Annotated in this window: 19 protein-coding genes; 17 read left to right on the forward strand and 2 right to left on the reverse strand. The window is 64.7% G+C overall.

Going from position 1 to position 19,639, the window contains the following annotated elements; genetic code table 11:
* Positions 1 to 143: 143 nt before the first annotated feature.
* From ACQPYR_RS22865 to ACQPYR_RS22935, 15 genes are all read left to right on the forward strand, one after another.
* A complete protein-coding gene (locus ACQPYR_RS22865) occupies positions 144 to 632 on the forward strand; it encodes a hypothetical protein (protein WP_433620994.1) in 489 nt (162 codons plus the stop codon).
* On the forward strand, positions 629 to 1,111 hold the full coding sequence (locus ACQPYR_RS22870) for a hypothetical protein (RefSeq protein ID WP_433620995.1): 483 nt from the start codon (positions 629 to 631) through the stop codon (positions 1,109 to 1,111). The genes ACQPYR_RS22865 and ACQPYR_RS22870 overlap by 4 nt, the downstream gene beginning before the upstream one ends.
* A gap of 81 nt (positions 1,112 to 1,192) precedes the next feature.
* Positions 1,193 to 1,459: a cold-shock protein gene (locus ACQPYR_RS22875; protein WP_433620996.1), complete on the forward strand. Its 267-nt coding sequence runs from the start codon at positions 1,193 to 1,195 to the stop codon at positions 1,457 to 1,459.
* Positions 1,460 to 1,543: 84 nt separating this feature from the next.
* On the forward strand, positions 1,544 to 2,287 hold the full coding sequence (locus ACQPYR_RS22880) for a TetR family transcriptional regulator (RefSeq protein WP_433620997.1): 744 nt from the start codon (positions 1,544 to 1,546) through the stop codon (positions 2,285 to 2,287).
* 92 nt (positions 2,288 to 2,379) lie between these two features.
* Positions 2,380 to 3,486, forward strand: coding sequence for an NAD(P)-dependent oxidoreductase (locus tag ACQPYR_RS22885; protein ID WP_433620998.1), 1,107 nt, complete (start codon positions 2,380 to 2,382; stop codon positions 3,484 to 3,486).
* Complete coding sequence (locus ACQPYR_RS22890) at positions 3,483 to 4,142, forward strand: hypothetical protein (RefSeq protein ID WP_433620999.1); 660 nt, start codon at positions 3,483 to 3,485, stop codon at positions 4,140 to 4,142. Before ACQPYR_RS22885 ends, ACQPYR_RS22890 begins: the two co-directional genes overlap by 4 nt.
* 235 nt (positions 4,143 to 4,377) lie before the next feature.
* On the forward strand, positions 4,378 to 5,940 hold the full coding sequence (locus ACQPYR_RS22895; protein WP_433621000.1) for a helix-turn-helix domain-containing protein: 1,563 nt from the start codon (positions 4,378 to 4,380) through the stop codon (positions 5,938 to 5,940).
* Positions 5,937 to 6,833: a phosphotransferase gene (locus ACQPYR_RS22900; protein ID WP_433621001.1), complete on the forward strand. Its 897-nt coding sequence runs from the start codon at positions 5,937 to 5,939 to the stop codon at positions 6,831 to 6,833. Before ACQPYR_RS22895 ends, ACQPYR_RS22900 begins: the two co-directional genes overlap by 4 nt.
* A gap of 320 nt (positions 6,834 to 7,153) precedes the next feature.
* Positions 7,154 to 7,354, forward strand: a complete 201-nt coding sequence (locus ACQPYR_RS22905) for a hypothetical protein (protein ID WP_433621002.1) — start codon at positions 7,154 to 7,156, stop codon at positions 7,352 to 7,354.
* A gap of 529 nt (positions 7,355 to 7,883) precedes the next feature.
* Positions 7,884 to 8,723 (forward strand): hypothetical protein, encoded by an 840-nt coding sequence (locus tag ACQPYR_RS22910; protein ID WP_433621003.1) that lies wholly within the window; start codon positions 7,884 to 7,886, stop codon positions 8,721 to 8,723.
* Between the two features lie 15 nt (positions 8,724 to 8,738).
* Complete coding sequence (locus ACQPYR_RS22915; protein ID WP_433635217.1) at positions 8,739 to 9,998, forward strand: cytochrome P450; 1,260 nt, start codon at positions 8,739 to 8,741, stop codon at positions 9,996 to 9,998.
* A gap of 10 nt (positions 9,999 to 10,008) precedes the next feature.
* Positions 10,009 to 10,518, forward strand: coding sequence for a hypothetical protein (locus ACQPYR_RS22920; protein ID WP_433621004.1), 510 nt, complete (start codon positions 10,009 to 10,011; stop codon positions 10,516 to 10,518).
* Positions 10,519 to 10,671: 153 nt separating this feature from the next.
* Positions 10,672 to 12,480: a hypothetical protein gene (locus ACQPYR_RS22925; protein WP_433621005.1), complete on the forward strand. Its 1,809-nt coding sequence runs from the start codon at positions 10,672 to 10,674 to the stop codon at positions 12,478 to 12,480.
* A 604-nt stretch (positions 12,481 to 13,084) separates the two neighbouring features.
* On the forward strand, positions 13,085 to 13,885 hold the full coding sequence (locus ACQPYR_RS22930) for an SAM-dependent methyltransferase (RefSeq protein WP_433621006.1): 801 nt from the start codon (positions 13,085 to 13,087) through the stop codon (positions 13,883 to 13,885).
* Between the two features lie 351 nt (positions 13,886 to 14,236).
* Positions 14,237 to 15,175 carry a phosphotransferase gene (locus tag ACQPYR_RS22935; protein WP_433621007.1) on the forward strand — a complete coding sequence of 313 codons (939 nt, stop codon included), beginning with the start codon at positions 14,237 to 14,239 and terminating at the stop codon, positions 15,173 to 15,175.
* A 236-nt stretch (positions 15,176 to 15,411) separates the two neighbouring features.
* On the opposite strand, the gene ACQPYR_RS22940 is transcribed toward ACQPYR_RS22935, so the two are convergent.
* Positions 15,412 to 15,966, reverse strand: a complete 555-nt coding sequence (locus tag ACQPYR_RS22940; RefSeq protein WP_433621008.1) for a GNAT family N-acetyltransferase — start codon at positions 15,964 to 15,966, stop codon at positions 15,412 to 15,414.
* Positions 15,852 to 16,538 carry a cysteine hydrolase family protein gene (locus ACQPYR_RS22945; protein ID WP_433621009.1) on the reverse strand — a complete coding sequence of 229 codons (687 nt, stop codon included), beginning with the start codon at positions 16,536 to 16,538 and terminating at the stop codon, positions 15,852 to 15,854. Before ACQPYR_RS22945 ends, ACQPYR_RS22940 begins: the two co-directional genes overlap by 115 nt.
* Positions 16,539 to 17,207: 669 nt before the next feature.
* Between ACQPYR_RS22945 and ACQPYR_RS22950 the strand changes: the two genes are divergently transcribed.
* Positions 17,208 to 17,642 (forward strand): NUDIX hydrolase, encoded by a 435-nt coding sequence (locus tag ACQPYR_RS22950; protein ID WP_433621010.1) that lies wholly within the window; start codon positions 17,208 to 17,210, stop codon positions 17,640 to 17,642.
* 290 nt (positions 17,643 to 17,932) lie between these two features.
* Entirely contained in the window at positions 17,933 to 19,321 is a 1,389-nt protein-coding gene (locus ACQPYR_RS22955; protein WP_433621011.1) for a hypothetical protein, read from the forward strand.
* The last annotated feature ends 318 nt before the right edge of the window (positions 19,322 to 19,639 follow it).

A 19,639-nucleotide genomic window follows, 5' to 3' on the forward strand; every position in this document is an offset into this window, starting at 1 on the left:
CCTGCGGCGGGCTCCGGGGGATATCCCGACCCGCGCGTCAACCCGTCGAGTGGCCCCGGTCGCCGCACTTGCACACCACGACTGGATGCCGCGCGGACTGCGTGACTGGTGAATGCCCCGGTCGAATTCGAAAGGACAATTCAGTGACGACAGCGACGGTTTCCATCCCTGAGACCACCAATGCCGAAGCCCTGGCCGCCGAGCGCGCGATGATCGATGAGCGTCGGCGGGTGTATCGGGATCAGTTCGGGTTCAACACTTTCCGTGATCCGCGTACCGATGCGATCACGATGGTCGCTGGCTCGGTGTCGGCGGTGATAACACCAAACAGTCTCGGCGCGCGGGTCAGAGCCTTGTTCGGCTCCGGGGCCGTGCCGGTGTTCTCGGTCGGGCATCGTCTGTGGGTGTTTTTGGCCGACGGCCCGACACCGATGGACAACACCGCTCAGCTGACGGCTGATTTGTTCAAATATGGTGCGGTGCCGCTAGTCTCGGGCGCACTGATCGTGCTGCCAACCCCGGGCAGCGAGAAGCGGTGCTGGATGCACGTGCCCGACGGTGCTGCCCGGCCCCCGTTCGCCGCGGTAGTCGAGGCGGTCCACACCGCTTCAACTGAGGTGGGTTCGCGGTGAGCGCGGTCGATCCGAGCATGTCGCGGCGGTCGCTGGGTGATCAACTGGCCCCGGTCTGGGTGGATTGGCTCGCGTACAAGACCGACGCGTTGGACCGGTTCGTCATCCATGACGTGCCGCATCTGCCGCCGGACCGCTACTCCGAGACCGGCATCCGTGTCGCCGAGCAGGCTCTGCTCGCCCGCTTCACTGCTCTGGACACCGCTGATCCCGACGATCCGCTGCTCACGCGGTTCGGCTGCTACCTCGGTGAGACCTTGACCGAAGCCCTCGACGGGTATTGGTTCAACGACCCGTTCCCGGATCCCCGTCTCCCACGGGCGACGGTGCGGTTCCTTTACACCGATGTCCGGCTGTGTGTCCGGGAGCAGGTTGTCCTGGCCCTGCATCACCGATCCGGCACCTACTGGTCGCACATCTATCGCGCGTTGTCGGGTCTGTGCATGTCGTGGTGGGAATCCGGTCACAGCCGCCGCTGAACCACACCACGCGATACCGCGCCGCCCACGCCGCTGGGCGCGCCCCGAACAGTCACTACCACCAAGGAGTTGGAGAAGGACATGGCCGAGGGAGCCATCAAATGGTTCGACAGGAAACGCGGGTTCGGATTCATCGTGCGCCCCGGCGAAGCGGACATGTTCGTGCACTGCTCCGGCCTGGCGAACCCCGACACCTCTCTCCTCACCGACGGCGTGTGGGTCACCTACGACATCGTCGCGGGCACCAAAGGACCCGAAGCGATCAACGTTCGCCCCGTTCCCAGCAACCGGCCTGCACGGCCTGGTCCGCGCGCTGCCAACCCCACCCACGACCGGGACTGGGACTGACCAGCTCCGGCCGGGTACGAGCCCGACCCGATGACCACGAATCCAGCCTCTAGCTCCCGCCCGCACTAGGAGAGAACCACGGAGATGACCGACCCCACCACGCACACTTCCGGGACTACGATCGGTCCCACGCCGCTGCCGCATGTGACCGGACTTCGCTTGTCTCGCAAGCAAAGCCAGCAGCGGACCCGCCAGCGCGTTCTCGATGCCGCCACCGTCTTGTTCCTCACCGATGGCTACCCAGCGACGTCGATCGAGGCGATCGGCGAACGCACTGGATACACCTACGGTGCGGTTTTAGGCCACTTCCGGACCAAGGACGCACTCGCGGTCGCTGTGCTCGAACAGGTATATCGCCGTGCCCATACCCGTGTGCACCGTTTTCAGGTCCGCGATCACGATCACCTGCGGGCCACCGTCACTACCTGGATGCACATCGCGATCACCCATCCCGGCTGGATCCGCCTCGAACACGCCATCGCCGAAGCCGGGCGATATCGCGACACGCAGATTCGGTTGCGTGATATCCATAGCACCGCAACGACTTTCATCGCCAACGCTATTCGCGTGACGCGCATGGAGCCGGCCGTCCCCCCTGCTACCGCCGCGGCGATGCTGCTGTCGATCGTGATCGGGCATGCCGCCATCGACTTCGACGAGGCCACCACCTCGGCCGGTCTGCGTCTGCTGGTCGACCACGTGCTCGCCCCGGCCAATCCTCAGGCCTCGACGCGTGCCGACACCGCCCAGGCCACCGCACCCGACTCTGACACCGTGACCGAATTCGCCGCCAGCGACGGCCCGTGCGATCGCCGGGTCCACACGTGACGGGGTGGTCGACCGCCCTACGGATCGGGTCGGGGGCGAGAGCGGTTGCCAGAGCATCAGGATTCGACACTTGATGAAGGAGAACACACCAGATGGACGTGGGAGTCTCGGTGAACGTGCCGGATGTACTGGTGGTCGACGATGGGCATTTGCGAGCGAATTGGCCGTATCTGGGGGCCCGGTTGCGGGCCGGGCTAGTCGATCACGACCTGACTGTCCTGTTCGCCAGTCTCGGTGCGGGCCAGCGGATCCGGGATCTGTACGGGATCGCCGCAGTGCCCGCGTTGGTCGTGATCGATGTCGAACCTGATGCCGAGGACATCGCGGCACTGACCAAGCTGGAAGTGGTGGCGGGGGTGACCGGCTGCGCCGAACTCGCCGTCGCCGGCCGGCTCGCGGAGCGGGGCATCGTGTTCGTGGATGGATCACGCGGTCGCGCCCGGTCACAGGCGGAAATCGTGATCGGGCTGATGATCAACGCCCTGCGCCAGATCTGCGGCTGGCACAACATCATTGCCGCCGCCGGACCGTGGCCGCACCCGAGCTGGCAGTTCACCGACCACCCGAGCTACGTCAACGGCACAGTGTGCGGCAAGCAGGTTGCTGTGATCGGGATGGACCCGGTGGGTCGCGCGGTGATCGGATTGTGTGTGGGGATGGGGGCGCAGGTGTCGGCGGTGGACCCGGGCGTCGAGGAGACAGATTTCCAGGAGTTGGGGGCGCGGCGCATTCAACTCGATGAGGTGGCCTCGGTCGCCGATATCGTTGTCGTCGCGGGAAATTGGAGCACACCGCCGCTGACCGGCGCGATGGTCGCACGGTTGGCCAACAGAGCGCTGGTGGTGACGGTGCGCGGCGGCGGGATCGACCTTGTGGCGTTGCGTGCCCGCGTGCTGGCCGATGAACTTTTCTGGGCGACTGATGTCTACGAGTCGGTGCCCGTCGCGGCCGGTGATCCGATCCTGGGCCGCAACAACGTCATTCACACACCAGGCATCGCAGCCTGTACGCGGGAGGCGAACCTCGCCGTGGCCGACATCCTGACCGCCAACATCGACCGTGTCCTGCGTGGAGGTCCACCACTGCGATGGGATTGCGTCCCGGCCTTCACCGTCGAGGACACATCGGGTGAACCCGCTGGAGGCCCTGCGGCAGATGAGCTGATCAACAGTATCGGCGCTGCGGGAGGACATCCATGATCGAGATGACGAAATCGAATATGTTGCGGCACGGCAAACCGTTCGGTGATCCGCGAGCGACATGTGGCAGCCGCCCGGCGGTGGCCTCGATGGCGGTGACCGATATCGGCGTCGGTTTGGTGTATGTACGCTTCGACGCCGATCATCCGCTCGACCTCAACGACGGGTGTGGCTTCGTATTCGACTACGAGTTGCTGGACTCTTCCGTTTACACCCCCGAGGTCTTCGGGGGGATCATCGATGACCGCCTGTTCGAGATCGACCTGCACGCTGAGCTCATCACCGGCCACGACATGCTTTCGGGCCTGGCGAAACTCCGTTACGACATCACCGACCCGGGGGCTCTGTCCAGCATCGAGGGCTGGATCCAGATGTGGACCGAGCGCGAGAACGTCAACGCCAGTGACGACTTCGAACGCATCATGGTTGACACCGCCTACGATCTCACCGTTTCTCATGTCGATCTTGTCCAGACCTGTCGGCAATTGTGGGTGCACAGCTGGTATCTGGATCCTGATCGCCGTACCCAACGGTTCCCGATCACCACGGCCCTGGCATCGGCGGTCCTCGCGGGGCGCGAAATGGGTTGGTGCAGTTGGGACATGCTCGATCTGGATCCGCTGGTGACCGAATCCATTCGAGGCCTCGATGTGTGAGGCGGTGTGTGCATGAGAGCCGCAATCACGGAGGATCGGCACATCGTCGAGGCAGGAAACGACACCGCCGAGGACATAGGCCCGCCGCATCACAGTGACGGAGCTACCGCCGAGCTGGTGAGGGTCGGTCGCCGAGGGGCGCGTGCCCAAGAGTGCAAGCACCGAACAACGGCTGGTCCACCGGCCGGGCCGGTGCGCGAGCCGTCTGCAAATCACTCACTGACCGCGAGATCTGGTGGACGCCAGCAGAATCCGGAAAGCCGCGCTGCGGCCCACGCCAATGGGGGAGAGCTCAAGAATGAACGGAAGACGTTGTCGCTCATGTGGCGGATCGTTGACTGCGGGGCACGTGGGCGATTTGTGCGCGAAGTGTGCATCGGTGGCGGGGTTCAAGAAGCCGATCCCGCCGGGATTCTTCGACTCGCCATCTATGCGGAAGGCCTTGGCGCAACAGGATTTCGGGAGTGTTTTCGGCGCGGTCAGGACAGAAACCGGGTTGAGCCAAGGCCAGTTGGCGCAGCTGGTGGGGCTGAGCCAGGGTCGGGTCTCGGAGATCGAGAACAGGGGCCACAAGGTCACTGGGCTTTCCCTCGGTGCACGGATCTCCATGGCGCTGGGGATCTCCGCGAGCACGATGGGTTTCTGGAGCGAGCCGGGTAGCCTTGTCGATGAGGAGGTGAGTTGGGTGTACCGACGCGACTTCCTCTCACTGGCGACGGCCACCGCGCTGGGCTCGAATCTGCACCCGGAAATCGATCGGCTCGGCAGCGCGCTTCCCACACGAGTGAAATCCTCACCGCGCACAATGATCGGCGCCAACGACATCGAAGCGATCGAAGAAGTCGCCGACTTCTTTCGCCGCCAAGGGCTGGCCCGTGGCAGCGGCTTGTATCGCGATGCTGCCTTGGCGCAACTGCATGAGGTCCGCTCGTATGAGCACGTCGAGTGCAGCGCGGTGTTGCGGCCCTGGTTGTGGGTGGCGACGGCGGAGCTGGCGTGGGTGACCGGTTGGCTGGCCTACGACGTGGAAGATCACGACGGCGCGCGCCGGCTGTGGTCCTATGCTCTGTGGGCCGCTGGTCAGGGCGTCGATCACCCACGTAGTACCGATTTGTCGGTGGCGATCCTGCTGGATTTGGCGCACCAGGCGCTGCATTTGTGGCGGCCGTTGTGGACGGCACCGACTCGTGCGGAACGTGACCACCAGCAGCAGATGCTCGATGACGCATTGCGGTGCGTGCAGACCGCGGCCGTGACCGCGAGTAGCCGCCGCCATCCGGTCTCTACGGTTACCGAAGCGTATATCGCGTCGGTGACGGCGTGGTGCTGGGCGGCTCGTGGTGACGCCGCCGCCGTGCACCGGTCGATCCAGCAATCCCAGGACCTCTACGCGAGGGTGGATCGAAGCAGCCTTGCCCCGTGGGCGGCGTTCATCACTCCCGCCGAAATCTCCGCCCAGCACGGGCATTCGTATTACCTGCTCTCCACCCATGATCGCGATCATGCCCCGACAGCGGTGCAGCTGCTGCGCGCCGCCGTTGAGGGCCACGCGCTTGCGCACGCCCGCAGCAAAGCCGTTGCTCTGCCGACCCTGGCTGGGGCATGCCTGCAGGCCGGTGACCACGACAGCGCCGCTGCCTACTGTGACACCGCGATCGAAGCGATCGGTGGCTTGACCTCGCGACGCTGCTATACCCGGCTGCGCGATTTGAATCGGATTGCGGCCCAATACGATCGCGACTCCCTGGTCACCGATATGCGAGCTCAGATCAGCGACACCCTCGTCGAGGCGAAGTGATCGACAGCGGTCTGCCGGGCCGCGATGCTCTGGGTGCGGTGTGCGCGGAATTCGGTGTCGCCGGCGTCGAGGATGCGGTGATGCTGCATCACCGATCGAACGCGGTGTGGCTGGTTGGTTCTGTCGTGGTGCGTTTGGCACCCGCGACCGAGCTGCGGCGTCAACGCGCTACCGCGGCCGTCGCGGTGACTCGATGGCTGTCGAACCCAGACGATCCGATCGCGCTGACCCCGTTGCCGGGGCGACAACCGGTCCTCGCCGGTGGGGCGGTAGCCACTTTCTGGCCGTACCGGCCTACGCAGGGATCCGCCGATCCGGCCGCTCTCGGCGCGCTGGTGCGGCGACTGCACACGGTCGGTGATCCGCCGCAGGACGCCCCGATTCCGGCCTACCGGCCGTTGCTGCGCCTGGGCGAGGCACTCGACATCGACGACCGTCGCACACGACCGGCGCTGTCTGCCACTGACCGCGTGTGGCTGCGGAGCCGGGCCGATGAACTGGTCGCCGAGTTCGCAGACACGAAGTGGCCGTTGGGAATCGGGCTGATCCACGCCGACGCTCACTCTGGCAACGCGGTTCGCGACCAGGCCGGGTGGGTGTTGATCGACTGGGACGGCACCAGTATCGGCCCCCGGGAGCTGGACCTGATCGGTACGGTTCCCGACCATTTCCACGAATCCGACTGCTATCGACAGCAATTCGCCGACGCCTACGGCTACGACATGCTCACCTGGCCTGGCTGGGTCCTGCTGCGCGACATCGTCGAACTGCACTCGGTCGGGTCCTATATCCGTCTAGCGCCGGACAAACCGGCCGCCGCGACCGAACTCCACCGCCGCGTCCAATCCCTGCGCAGCGGCGACCGATCCGTCCTCTGGCACCCAGTGCACTAAGCCCGCCACCGTAGTCGGGTGCGCGGCCGAGTACTGGCCCCGCACGATCGAAGTTGCGGAATTTCCTGTACGTCCAATGATGTTTTCGCGCAGAGGTTTTCGGTGTCTAGCTAGGCGAGATATTCGACGGTCCCCGAATGCGATCCCTAGCAGGGATATCCCTGCCAGGGATTGGATGACCCTTTCGCGAGCGCGAGCCTGATACAGGCATCCGGCACCGGATTCGCTTCGGTCACATCGTCGTGAACCGTTCGCCGTCCGAGACGTGGCGGACGGCGGGCCCGGTGTCCGGATGCTGTCGGGCTACCTGGGAGGCGCGCATGACCACTGTTGTGGACAAAGAGCTGTGGATTGTCGGACACGCCGACTGCGCCGCCCACGGCGACGTGCGGTTCGGGTCGATCGATGAAGCCCGTTTCATCCGGGTGACCCACTCCGGGCACGGTCCGCAGTGCCGCCAGTACCTCGCTGCCGCCGCATACAGCGGCGGGGTGAACGCCCAAGACGACTGGGACGACTAGCTGGCTCCCATGATCCATCGGTGTGCAGTCGCTGTCAGGGGCGACCGGACCAAGGGGGACGTGCCGGGACCGCATGACGTATACGCCGACGCGCCAAAGTCCGTGCGCCACAGTGAAAGGCCGAATATCAGTGACCACTGGGCAACCAGCTTCACCGCCACCTCCGGTCGACCCGTCGGGGATGCCGGTGCCGCTATTCGGGCCAGAATTCAGGGCGGACCCGCATCGTGCGTACCGGGAAATGCGGCAGCGTTTCGGGTCTCTGGTCCCGGTGGACATCGGGGTACCGGCCACCCTGGTCACCGAATATCGCGATGCACTGGAGATCCTCACCCACGAGGAGCGGTATCCGACCGATCCGACGGCTTGGGCGCAGCAGGTGCCTCCAAACTGCCCCGCTTTGCCGAGCTTGGGCCCGCGCCCGGACGCACTACACACCTCGGGAGCCACACGCTCCAGGTACCGGCTCGCCATCAGCGAAACCCTCGCCAGCATCGACCAATTCGCTCTAGAGGACACAGTCGAACGCGTGGCAGTGACGCTGATCAACGGCTTCTGTGACGATGGTTCGGCGGATCTGCTGGGCCAGTTCGCGCAACCGCTGGTTGTCGACGTGGTTCATGAGGTTCTGGGCCTATCGCCGGAGGCAGGACAGCACGCATTGAACGCGATCATGACGCTGCGAGCCACCGATCCCGCGTCGGTGAAACTGGGCAACCGCATGCTTGAAGAGGCGATCAGCGACACCGTCTCGGCCAAACGGTCCGCCCCAGGCATGGATGTCACATCGTGGCTGCTGAAGCATCGGTCCGGGCTATCGGTCGACGAGGTCATCTGCCAACTGACGATGCTGTACAGGTTCACCGAGCCGACGTGGGACCTGATCGCCAATGCTGTGCTGCGGGCGATGACCGATGAGCCGTTCGGCGGCGACGCTGTTGGTGGCGCACTGTCGCCGCAGGAAGCGATCGAGGAAGTGCTCTACAGCGATCCGCCGCTGGCGATCGCGTTCGCGCGCTTCCCACGGCAGATGCAGATCCTCGACGGCGGCACGGTGCACGAGCACGAACCGGTACTGGTCGGAGTGGCGGCGTGCAACAGCGATCCCGCTGCGATGAATGTGACACGCACGGAGATCCGCGGCAACCGCGCGCACCTTTCTTTCGGTGCGGGAGCCCAAAAGTGCCCGGCAGACGAGCTGGCGACGCTGATCGCGCGCGAGGCCCTCGCTCAACTGTGGGACGCGTTGCCCGATATCGAGCTGGCTGTTCCCGTCGAGAGCCTGGAGCGGGTGGCGAATCCCTTCCTCAGCGCCGTGGTCGCGCTACCGGTCAGGTTCCGCCCGTCCCCTCAGCTTGAGCTTCCATAGGAGACCCCGGCCGTGATGCAGAACTTCCCCCCGGCTCCTGCTGCCCCTGCGCGGGCAGCTTCGGAACCGATCGAACAGGTCGGTCCCCGAATCCTGCTGCACACTCCCGAGTTCGCGAAAGACCCGCACGCCGCCTATCAGGACATGCGGAGCAAGAAGTACGGGTCGCTGGTCCCGGTCGAACTCGCGCCACGCGTCCCCGCGACACTGGTGATCGGCTACTACACCGCAGTGCGGATTCTCACCGATCCCGAGCACTTTCCCGCCGACCCCCGTGCCTGGCAGGACACCATTCCCGCCGACAGCCCGGTTAAGCCGATGTTGGAGTGGCGGCCCAACGCATTGCGTAGCGCGGGCCTCCCGCATGCTCTCTATCGCGGTGCCAACACCGCTGGACTCGACGGCGTCGAGCCGCACCGCCTGCGCGATCAGGTGATCGCCACCACAACGCCGTTGATCAATAAGTTCTGTCGCGCCGGAAAAGCCGATGTCATCGTCGACTACGCGCGGCCACTGGCCTTCTCGGTGATGAACACAATGCTGGGCTGCACCGATGACACCGGAAACGATGTCGCGTGGGCGCTGGCAAGGATGTTCGACTCCACTACCGACACCGACAAAGTCAACCAGGTACTTGTCCAAGCACTTGGGCGTCACATCGCAGACAAGCGGGCGAACCCCGGCGACGACATCACCACGCGGCTGCTCGCCCATAAGCCCGGATTGTCCGACGAGGAACTCATCAACCAGCTGGTCACCCTCTACGCCGCGGGGATCGAGCCGATGGTGAATCTGATCGCCAACACGGTGCTACTGATGGTGACCGAGGACCGATTCCTCACTAGCCGCGAGTCGTTCGGAATGCCGATCGCGGACGCGCTCACCGAGATCTTGGTGAAAGACCCACCGATAACCAACCTCTGCCTCAGTTACCCGCCGCAACCCATCAAGGTTGACGGCATCTGGCTCCCGGCGAATCAGCCTGTCGTGATCAGCATGGCCGCCTGCAACAACGATCCCACCGTCAACACAGGCCAGTTCTTCGAGGCCGAATGGCATCTGTCCTGGGGTGCCGGCCCACACGCGTGTCACCGATCGGCGCGAGTTCTGGCACGCATGATCGCCCACACCGCCATCGAACGACTGCTCGACGCGCTACCCGACCTGGTACCGGCCCGCCCGAAAAAGCAACTCGTCTGGCGTCCCGGACCGTTTCATCGCGCACTGGACGCATTCCCGGTCGTATTCAATCCAGCTCCGCCACTGCACATCTAAGGACAACGCGATGACCATCGACGTACTGCGCCCCCCAGCTCTCGATCGCGACGGTATCCCGGTCCCGCACCGATTCCTCGACACCTATCACCGCGAGTTCATCGAGCACCACCGTGGCACCGGAAGGCTGAACCAAGAGCAGCTGCAGGCTCTGGATGACGACCCCCGGTACTACCTGGAGTTCTTCGACCAGCAGCTGGCCGCCGCGCGCCAGGCGTGGAATCCCGAGCAGGCGGTGGTGTTGCCGCTGACGCTGTGTGACGTCATCGACACACCCGTCGCGCGGTTCGACCACCGTTGGTGGCCCCACCCGGGTCAAACCATGGAGACCATGGTCCGCACCGGCGCCATCGTGGCGCACCACAACGAACGGTGGCGCGCCGATTGGAACACTCTGGCCGGGGTGTGCGAATCCTGGCGACCGGAAGAAGCTTTCGCCGTTCTCGGCGCCATCACCCGCCATCGCGTAGTCGCCCGCGACAGGGTCACAGCTCTCCAAGCCGTCGGTCTATTGCCCTGATCACACAGACCGGGCGACACAACGTTTCGGCCTACCGATGACATTTCCCCGGATCCGAACGCACACGAAAGGTATTGAAACCCAACATGATTCGGCGGCACGCCGCGCGGCTACAGCCGTCGGCGGGGCGCCTGGCGAGAAGGCGAGTTCCACATGACCATCGATCTCACCACCACCCGCGCGCATGTCGGCAGCGAACCTGTCGAGGCGTTGCGGACCGCGTTGTTCGGCCCAGACACCGTGCAGCGGGCATGGGTCCGCGACGCGGTAAGGGCAGTGGAGGACCTGCCGGTGTCGGGCCTGACCTATAACGAGCACGCAGCACGCGGGCCCGTCCTGCTGCGGTCGGCGATCGAGAAGCTCGGCGTACCGGTGCGAGACCTCGCTGCCGACCCCCAGTTGCGGGGTGCGTTCTGCGATGAGTCCGCCGTCAGCGCGACCCACGTGCTGCCGCTTCTGACCGGGGACATCGACCTAGTGGCACACGCGATTCTGACCCTGGGGACCGGCACGCCGTACCAGCAGAAGTGCCTGGCCGATCTCGACACCGGTGCCGCGGTGGGGGTGTTGTCATTGACCGAGCTCGGCGGCACCAACGGCGCCGACCACCGCAACTTGGCGGTCTGGGATTCCACGACAAACGGGTGCTGGATGCGCACCCCCGACCTTCTTGCGGCGTACTCGATGCCGAATCTCGCCGACCGCGACGTGCCGAACATCGTGGTGGCCATCGCCCGCCTGTACGTGCACGGCCATGATGAGGGGGTCTTTGCGTTCCTGCTGCGCTTTCGGACCGCTGACGGATTGGCTGCGGGTGTGGACCTCAAGCCATTGCCGGACAAGGACTTTTCGCCGATGGCTCACGCGATCATCCGGTTCCGCGATTGCTGGGTACCGAAAGATGCACTGCTGGCAGGGGATTGGGCCCGCTTCACCGAGGTCGGGAGTTTCGAATGCGACATCGTTGACCCACGCGAACGCTTCCATCGCACGATCAGTGCACTGGGAGACGGTCGTCTCGACTTGGCGAACGCTTCTGTTGCCAGCGCTCGCGCCGCCCTGCACGGTTTAGACAATTTCGCCCGCCAACGCCGACCAGGCGCAACTGTGATGGCCGACCGTGACGCGGTACAAGACAACCTCGCGACCGGGCTGGCCGCGGTCTACTGCGCGAGTATCCTGGGCCGCTATCTGCGTGACATGCGCGCGGTCACCACCAACAGCGACCCTGCAATGGGACTGTGGTCGATGCTCGCCAAGACCACGCTGACGCAGCTCGCGGAGCGGGTGCTGCTGATGTGCCGGATGCGCACCGCCTCCCACGGCGCGACCGTGCTGAGCCGCCTGGGCGCGTGGCACGAGAACATTTTCGGGGCCATGGTCGCGGAGGGGGAGACACAAGTCCTGCAGATCAAAGCAGGAAAGGCGCTGTTGGACATTGCCACCCCGCAGTTGCCGGGCACACCGGACGATCTGCCTTGGCCGGTCAAGCTTCTTGTCCGGCGCGAGCGGGCCATCGCTGAGGGGCTGCGCCGCGGAGATCTCACGGCGGCAGGGCCGGTCGTGGGCCCAGGCACGGCGGCCATCGCACTGACGGTCGCCGCCGGGGACCGGGCAGTGGCTATCGCCCCGATCATCGCCGCATCCGCCATCACCGAGCCCCTCGCGAAACACCTCCTCATCACCGTCGGTGAGACCTTCGCGCTCGGCCTCATCTACTACCTGTACAGCGGCTGGTACAACACCCACCCAGTCCAGGGCTGGAACGAGCACAACGCCTCGATCGAGGAAGCACTCGCCACACGCCAGCGCTTCCTCATCGACCACATACCGGACCTATGCGCCGCCCTCGACGTCCCCGACCTCCCCGGCTCACCGCTCAGCGGCGACAACTACCTCGCACCCTACGAGGAACTTACCGGCTGGACCCCCGACAGCTTCATTACCGCCACCACACCATGACCCGCCGTCAGCCGGTCCTGGTGGCCGCGCTGGTGGTTGACCGATGCGGCTGTGAACAACGGCGCTTGCAGCCGTATCGGAAGGAAATAGAACGCGCCCACGTGGACTCTGTGACAACGCGCGCCGCCGTTGATGATCCTGCTCAGCCTCAGTTTCTGGGCCGCACACAGCCTTCACCACCTCACACGGCCGCGCAACTACCAAACAGGTTGCAGGAGAAGGGAAATTCATGTCCAGCGTGGAACTCATCCCCGGTTGCTTCTCGCCGACACCATGTTCGAACTCGCGGCTGCGGGCGTCGCCGAGCATGCACGAACCCGGCACCATGAGCCTGATGGTCTGCGGGAACGGCGAATTCGGGAACCGGCGCCACCTCTACCGCCACAGAATCGGGTGCTGTCGGCGTTGGCCAAGGCTGGTTGCCCGCTGCAGGCGATCGACTTCCCAGGGGGCGACGACGTCCCGGGCCGCGGCGGGATCGTGAAAACCCCGAAGATCTGTGGACGCAACAAGTTCGCAGTCGCTCTCCAGGCTAACAACTCCCACATCGTCGGGGCTCGACCTGCTGGTCACCACATCGGCGCGCGGCCAGATGCAGCGGCATATGGTTGAGGTGGAACCGCGAGCGCTGATCCGGAACGACATCCCCCAGTCGGCGCGGATCTGGAACTTCTGGATGGGCGGCAAGGACTACTGCGACATCGATCGGATTGTCGGGGGCGAGTGCATCAGTGTGTACCCGGACATCACCACGATGGCGGTGCAGTCGCGGCAGTTCTTGGTCCGCGCGGTCGATTTCGTCGCCCGTGACGCCGGTGTCCACCAGTTCCTCGATATCGGCTGCGGCTTGCCGACTTTGCTGAACACCCATGAGGTAGCCCAGGCTGTGGCGCCAGCGGCGAGAGTGGTTTACATCGACAACGATCCGCTGGTACTCGCATACGCCCGAGCGTTGCTGATCAGCACGACACCGGAAGGCATCACAAGCTGCGTGTACGGAGATTTCCATGAACCCACGCAGATCCTCTACCAGGCGCGGAACCGACTGGACTTCACTGAGCCCGTCGCGGTGATGTTCATGGGGGTGCTCGGCCACGCCCGCAGCCACGACGACATGCTGCAGACGGTGCGCACCGTGATGGCCGAGATGCCCTCTGGCAGTTTCCTGGCCATGTGGGACGGCACCGACGACAGCCCGGCCTACGTGGAAATGTGGCGCCGCTACGGAACGGCCGGTGCGGTGCCCTACGTTCCTCGTCCCCGTGAGGCGATCCGCGCCGCGTTCGACGGTTTGGAATTCGTAGAACCGGGCTTTGTGCCGATCACGAACTGGCGTGCCGTCGCCGCCGAAGTCGGCCAGACCACACCGGTCTCGGCCTACGGTGCAGTTGCACGCAAACCATGAGAATAGGGAGCCACGACTTGCGAGCAGTCCCGCTTTCCCTTGACCCCACGGATCCATGAACCGCTCTAGGTTTCCGGCGCGGGGTGGGCGCGGGCCGGTGACCAGCAGATCACCCGCAAGCGCATCCTCCACTCGGCGCGTGCGTTGTTCCTTGCCCATGGCTTACGTCCACATCGATCGATCAGATCGCTGAGTGCGTCGCCTATACACGAGGCGCGGTCTACAACAACATCGACTCTCACGAACGGGCTGGGACTATCGACAAGGCTAGCGACCCGACAGACCCCCGCCCAGCGCAACGGCTTCCAATAATGACTGGAGCGCAGCGGCGCGCGGCATCACGATGGTGCGATGGGAGAGATCACGGGCACCGCGGCGCGAATCGCGTGGGCGGACCTGCCACGGCCGGTACGCGCCGAACTCGAACGCCGCCTCGGTGCACGGGTTCGCACTGCTGCCTCCCAATCGGGTGGGTTCAGCCACGGCATGGCCGCGCGACTGCTGTTGGATGATGGCCGCAGGGTGTTCGCGAAAGCGATCAATTGCGCGGACAACCTGTCAGGCGTGTACCGGACCGAAGCGCGGACCGCAGCACGGTTACCGCGCACGGTGCCGACTTCGTCAGTCCAGTTCACGGTCGACATCGCGGGATGGTTCGCCGTAGTGTTCGACGACCTCGACGGCCGCCACCCCCGACTCGAACGGCCGACCGAGTTGCGTGCGGTCCTCGCCACAGTCGAGCAGTTGACCCACACACTGACACCGAGCCCACTGTCCGATGCGCCCACGATCGCCGATGGCTACGGGCCGAGCCTGAACTGCTGGCGGCGATTCGCCGGGCAGGGCCCGCCCTCCGACCTCGACAGCTGGTCGCTGAGCAACCTCGACCGGTTGGCCGAGTTGGAATCGACCTGGCCTGAACACGCCGCCGGTGACACCCTGTTACACACCGACTTACGGCCGGATAATATGCTGCTGCGTCCCGAAGGGGGCGTGTCGGTGATCGACTGGGCGTGGCCGTGCGTCGGCGCAGCCTGGATCGACCTCGTCTCGCTGGCGCCATCGATCGCGGCCAGCGGCGTCGACCCGGACCCAATCCTTGCCGCGCATACGTCGACTCGTGATGCCGAGCCAGCGGCGATAGACGCGTTCATCTGTGCGCTGGTCGGCTACTGGGAGAACAACAGCCGCCAACCCGGCCCACCACGATCACCAAATCTTCGCCGCCACCAAGCGCACTCGGCACAGGTGTCACGGGCATGGCTGAGGCGACGGCTGGCATGGCCGTAGAGACGGCGTCGCGATCGGCTCACTGGAGAGAATCTTCGAGTCGTCGCGACACCGCCTGACCATTGATCCGCTTTGCCGGGGCCCTGTTCTCTTTCTACGGCAGCGGCAGGGCCAGCCCATACCGCGACGCGATCTTGGGCTGACGTCAAAAACCTGGTTCGCCACACCTAGTGTGGCGTGGCGGGACCCCAAGGGCTACATGGTCGCCGCCACGAGGTGGCCCGATCGTCGGTGATTCATCGCGATACGTGTTTGCGCTGAGGGGTCGGCGGGATGGGATCGGTCGTTGACAGCCGGAGGTATTGACCACTGGACTGCAAGCTCCATTTCGCGTAGTAGTCGGCAACGGAGTCATCTGCGACCAGTCCGACGTGGCTGATCCCGCATGTACTGGCCCATTCGATCAAGCGGTTGATGATTGCTTGACCGATGCCGTGACCGTGAAAACCCTCTGCGACAACGACATCCACGATGGTGGCGTACACCGCGCCGTCGCCGACGACCCGGCCCATCCCGACTGTGATGCCATCCCGTAGGGCGACGACACCGAACAGCGACTGTGCCAGCGCTGCCTGGCATTTCGACCGCGGAGGACTCGCCCATCCGACTGACTCACGCAGAGATCGATACTCCTCGACGGTCGTGGTTCGATCTACAATGGTGAATTTCGGCAGCATCATCGGGGCACTGCTGCGACAGTTGTGTCGTCCCAGTAGGCGGTGTCGCGGCCGTAGTTCGGTGTGGTGTAGGCCGTGTCCCAGGCGGCACCTGATTCCATCAGGTCTCTCCATGGGGCGACTTCGACGTAGAGGACGCGCATCGAGTTCAGTGCTGCGTAGTGCAGTGCTGGCCCGTCAGTGGTGACGGCGTCCTCGGCTACGGCGACTTCGAAGTTGTGTTCGAGGCCCGCCCGTACGGTGGCTTCGACGCACACGTTGGTTTGCAGACCGGCGACGACGAGTCGTTGAGCGCCGAGGCTGCGCAGTATCGGCCCTAGTTCGGTGTAGGCGAAGAAGTTATGCCTGGTCTTCTCCAACACCACATCACCGGATTCGGGTGCCACCGCATCCATCAACTGCGAGCGCCACACCTTTTCCTCCGGTCGCAGGTGCGGTACCCGTGAGGCCCGATATCGGCGGTGTCGCGCGGCCCGCGGGTTGAATGCCAACTGCCCTGCCGGGCTGAGGGTTTGGCGTGAGTAGATCACAGGTACATCGGCGGATCTCGCTGCGGCGAGCAGGGTTGCGCACTCGGTGACCACCTCGTGCAGCCGCCAGATTGGTGGCCACCCCAGCGCGTCGCGTACATCTTGGACCAGATAGCTGTTCTGCAGGTCCATCATGAGCAGCACGGTGCTCGGCATCGAAACGCTCCCTCCCGCTGGACGCGGGTATTGATTGTGCCGATGGCTGCTCGAGCTGTCGACGCTGTCGAGTGTGGTGGTCGTGACGTTGAAGGCGGTCGCGCGGGCCTGCGGCCGCGACTGGTTCCAGGGCTGAGACGAACTGAGTCCATACAGCCTCCCGTATAGATAAACCAGTGAAAACGGAATCCCACAGACCAGCACTGCACTGCACTGCCGGATCCTCGTTCCGACCTACGATGCCAGCCCTGCCGCTCGCGGACATCGCCATGGAGTCCGCGACAGTTGCCGTCGCCGAGTCCGTACGCGCAACCATGTTCGGGTTGTCCGGCCCGACTCGTCCCGGCGATAGCTCCGCCACCGTGTCCAGTCATCATGCGACGGCACGACAGCCTCGCGGGTTTGCTGGACGCTCTGATCACTCGCGCCGAGGCAGGCAGCTAGCCGTAAGACACCGATCCGGTATCCGAAGAACCGCTAAAATGCTTGGAACACAGTCTATTTGACGAGAGAACCGGCGACGTTGCGCCGGGGGTGAACACATGGGGTCCACTAATAGACTGCCTGGCTGGAGACGGCCGCACGTGCCGTCGGAGGTTGGGCTCGGTCTGGCAGTTCGTTCATTCCACGCCACCTTGATTCCATGATTCGCGGGAAGGATTGCCCCTGATGCCCGAGAAGGTCGTCAAGGAGAAGGTACTGGTCTACGTCGTTTACGACGGCAAGCTGCTGGTGTTCCGGCACACCGACTACTCGTGGGAGGAAGTCGGGATCCAGGTGCCCGCTGGCAGCATTCGAGCTGGGGAAACGCCCGAGGATGCGGCGCTGCGCGAAGCGAGGGAGGAGACCGGGCTGTCGGAGTTCAAGATCGTACGCAAGCTCGGAGAAGCCGAATACGACATCAGCCCCTACCGGTTCGAGATCCAGCACCGGCACTTCTTCGAGTTGGAGTTGTGCCAGGACGCGACCGACCGGTGGGCAAGCCAGGAAGACCACGACGGCGAGGCAGAGCCGACACGGTTCGAATGCTTCTGGATTCCGCTCGAAGCCGCCCACGTTCTGCAATCGGGACAGGGTGCTCTGCTCGGCCGCCTCCTCGACTGAGCCAGACCAAAGCCACCGATTCGGGTTGGGAGTGAGCCGTGTGAACGGGGACAACGACAGCCCGTATTTGACGATGACGCAAACCGGAACCGAGACAGCGGCGTCGGTCATCTGCAAGCTGCGCGGAGAGACCTGCGACATCGACTGTCTCTACTGCCGCTTAGCCTGACAGCTTTGCGATCATTCCCTGACGCCGGCTTTGCCGAGTTGACGGTTGTAACTGTGCGGGCGGGACACGATGGTTGTCCCTGAGGGTGTTCGCTCGTCGCGCACTGACGTAGAGTGCACATTTGGGCCGCCCGCGCTGGCCCGCACCGTGCCGGACACCGACGCCCACGCCGTCGCCGGGCTGTTCACGGTCAAGGTCTGTGATCGTGCGGAGCGTGTGTTGTCGTGCCTGGAAACTTATGAGGCGCGGAGCGTGGAAAGCCGTGCCGCACAAGGAGTTCCGGATGACCCGCGATTACTGGCGCAAGAAGGCCGTGCGTGACCACGCCGCAGCGACCGGCAGAACCTACCTCGATGCAGCTTCCTCCATGCGGACCACTCAGCCGGGAGGAGTTGCCCTTGCGAGCGATCTGCACGACAGCCTGGCCGCCGGGCTCGACACAGCGGGATGGCCGGTCGAGATCGAGCACCACCCCGAGGCGACCGGACTGCGTCTGTATGCCGGGCCCGCGACGATCTCCGTCGAACGGCAGAACGAGCTGTCTAGTTTCACCGGCGACGAGCACCCCGACGACCCCGACACGTTTGACCTGTCCATGCCGCTTCGCGTGATCGTGTGGGCCCCGCTTGTCGTCGACTTCTCCGAGGAACTGGGCCGGGTCCGCGGCGTCGACGCCCACGAGATCCCCGCCAGCGGTGGTGTATCCCGGATCATCGCTGAGATCGACCGCGTGGTGGGGCAGGCTCGTCAACGCGATCATGCCGACACAGCCGTCGACACCGACTGCGCAATCTGCGGGGACTCGTACCCCGCATCGGCGTTGTTGGAGCCCACCACGACTAGGGTCAGCGTGTGTCCTGCGTGCGCATTCGACGGCGATCTGCTCGGTGCCCATCCTGCCCAGCTCGCCTTCCAACTCGACCAGGCCGCCACCACGAACCTGGCACTCGCGGCCGGCTGGGCGGGAATGCAGGCATTGTTGTGTTGTTTGGGCGGCGGCGAGTTCCACACATGGCTGACCCAGGAGTGGACGGCAGCCGGCACCGTTTTCCGCCCACTGGAGTGGTGGCACGATCCGGGAAAGACGTGGATCTGGCTGCCTCCGGCAGATCGCCGGCCGAGCGTGTTTGCCGATTTCGGCTGCGGCGCCTCCCTCAAAGACATTGCCGCCGCGATCGACCAGGCCCACCCGGATCTGCGCGCTCTCAGCCGAGCCAATCGAGCGGACGAGGTGAGCGAATACCTGGACGACGGCGAAAGCGACGATCTCGATGACACCACGCTGGAACGGATCTGGCCCGCGGCTGTCGCCTACACTGTCGCCCTGCTCACCCAGAAGACCGAACGCCCGAATCACCGCACGCCCTGGCACGTGATGGAGTCATTCGAACTCGCGGAGTGGGTCGACGAACTGGAATCCGATCTCGACTATTACCAAGTGGAATCCGTTCTGGGCGTCGCCATTCCGACCATCCTTCATGCCCTCGACCCGGTCGACCAGGAGATCTGAACGGTGAACGCCTGGAGAGCGTGATCGTGGACCTGATCCGTTCCGACGACACCCAGTGGCCTTGGCCCGATGCCATCGATCGCACGATCAGCGCCTGGCACTGCGATGCATCCCCACTTTGACCACCGCGCCGGATCATCCGCTCCACGGCGCACTCGCCGCCGCGGTGACCGCTACATCCTTCAGGCCGTGATCTTCCTGCCCGCCAAGCCAACGATGTGGTCGACCCTGGCCTTGTCACCGTCGTAGTCGGCGCTGGCGGCACGGTAGAACAAGTTCCGCTCCTCGACGAAAGCCCAGACGGCGACCGCTGACTCA

This window comes from Nocardia sp. CA-120079 (genome assembly GCF_050955745.1).
Taxonomy (GTDB): domain Bacteria; phylum Actinomycetota; class Actinomycetes; order Mycobacteriales; family Mycobacteriaceae; genus Nocardia.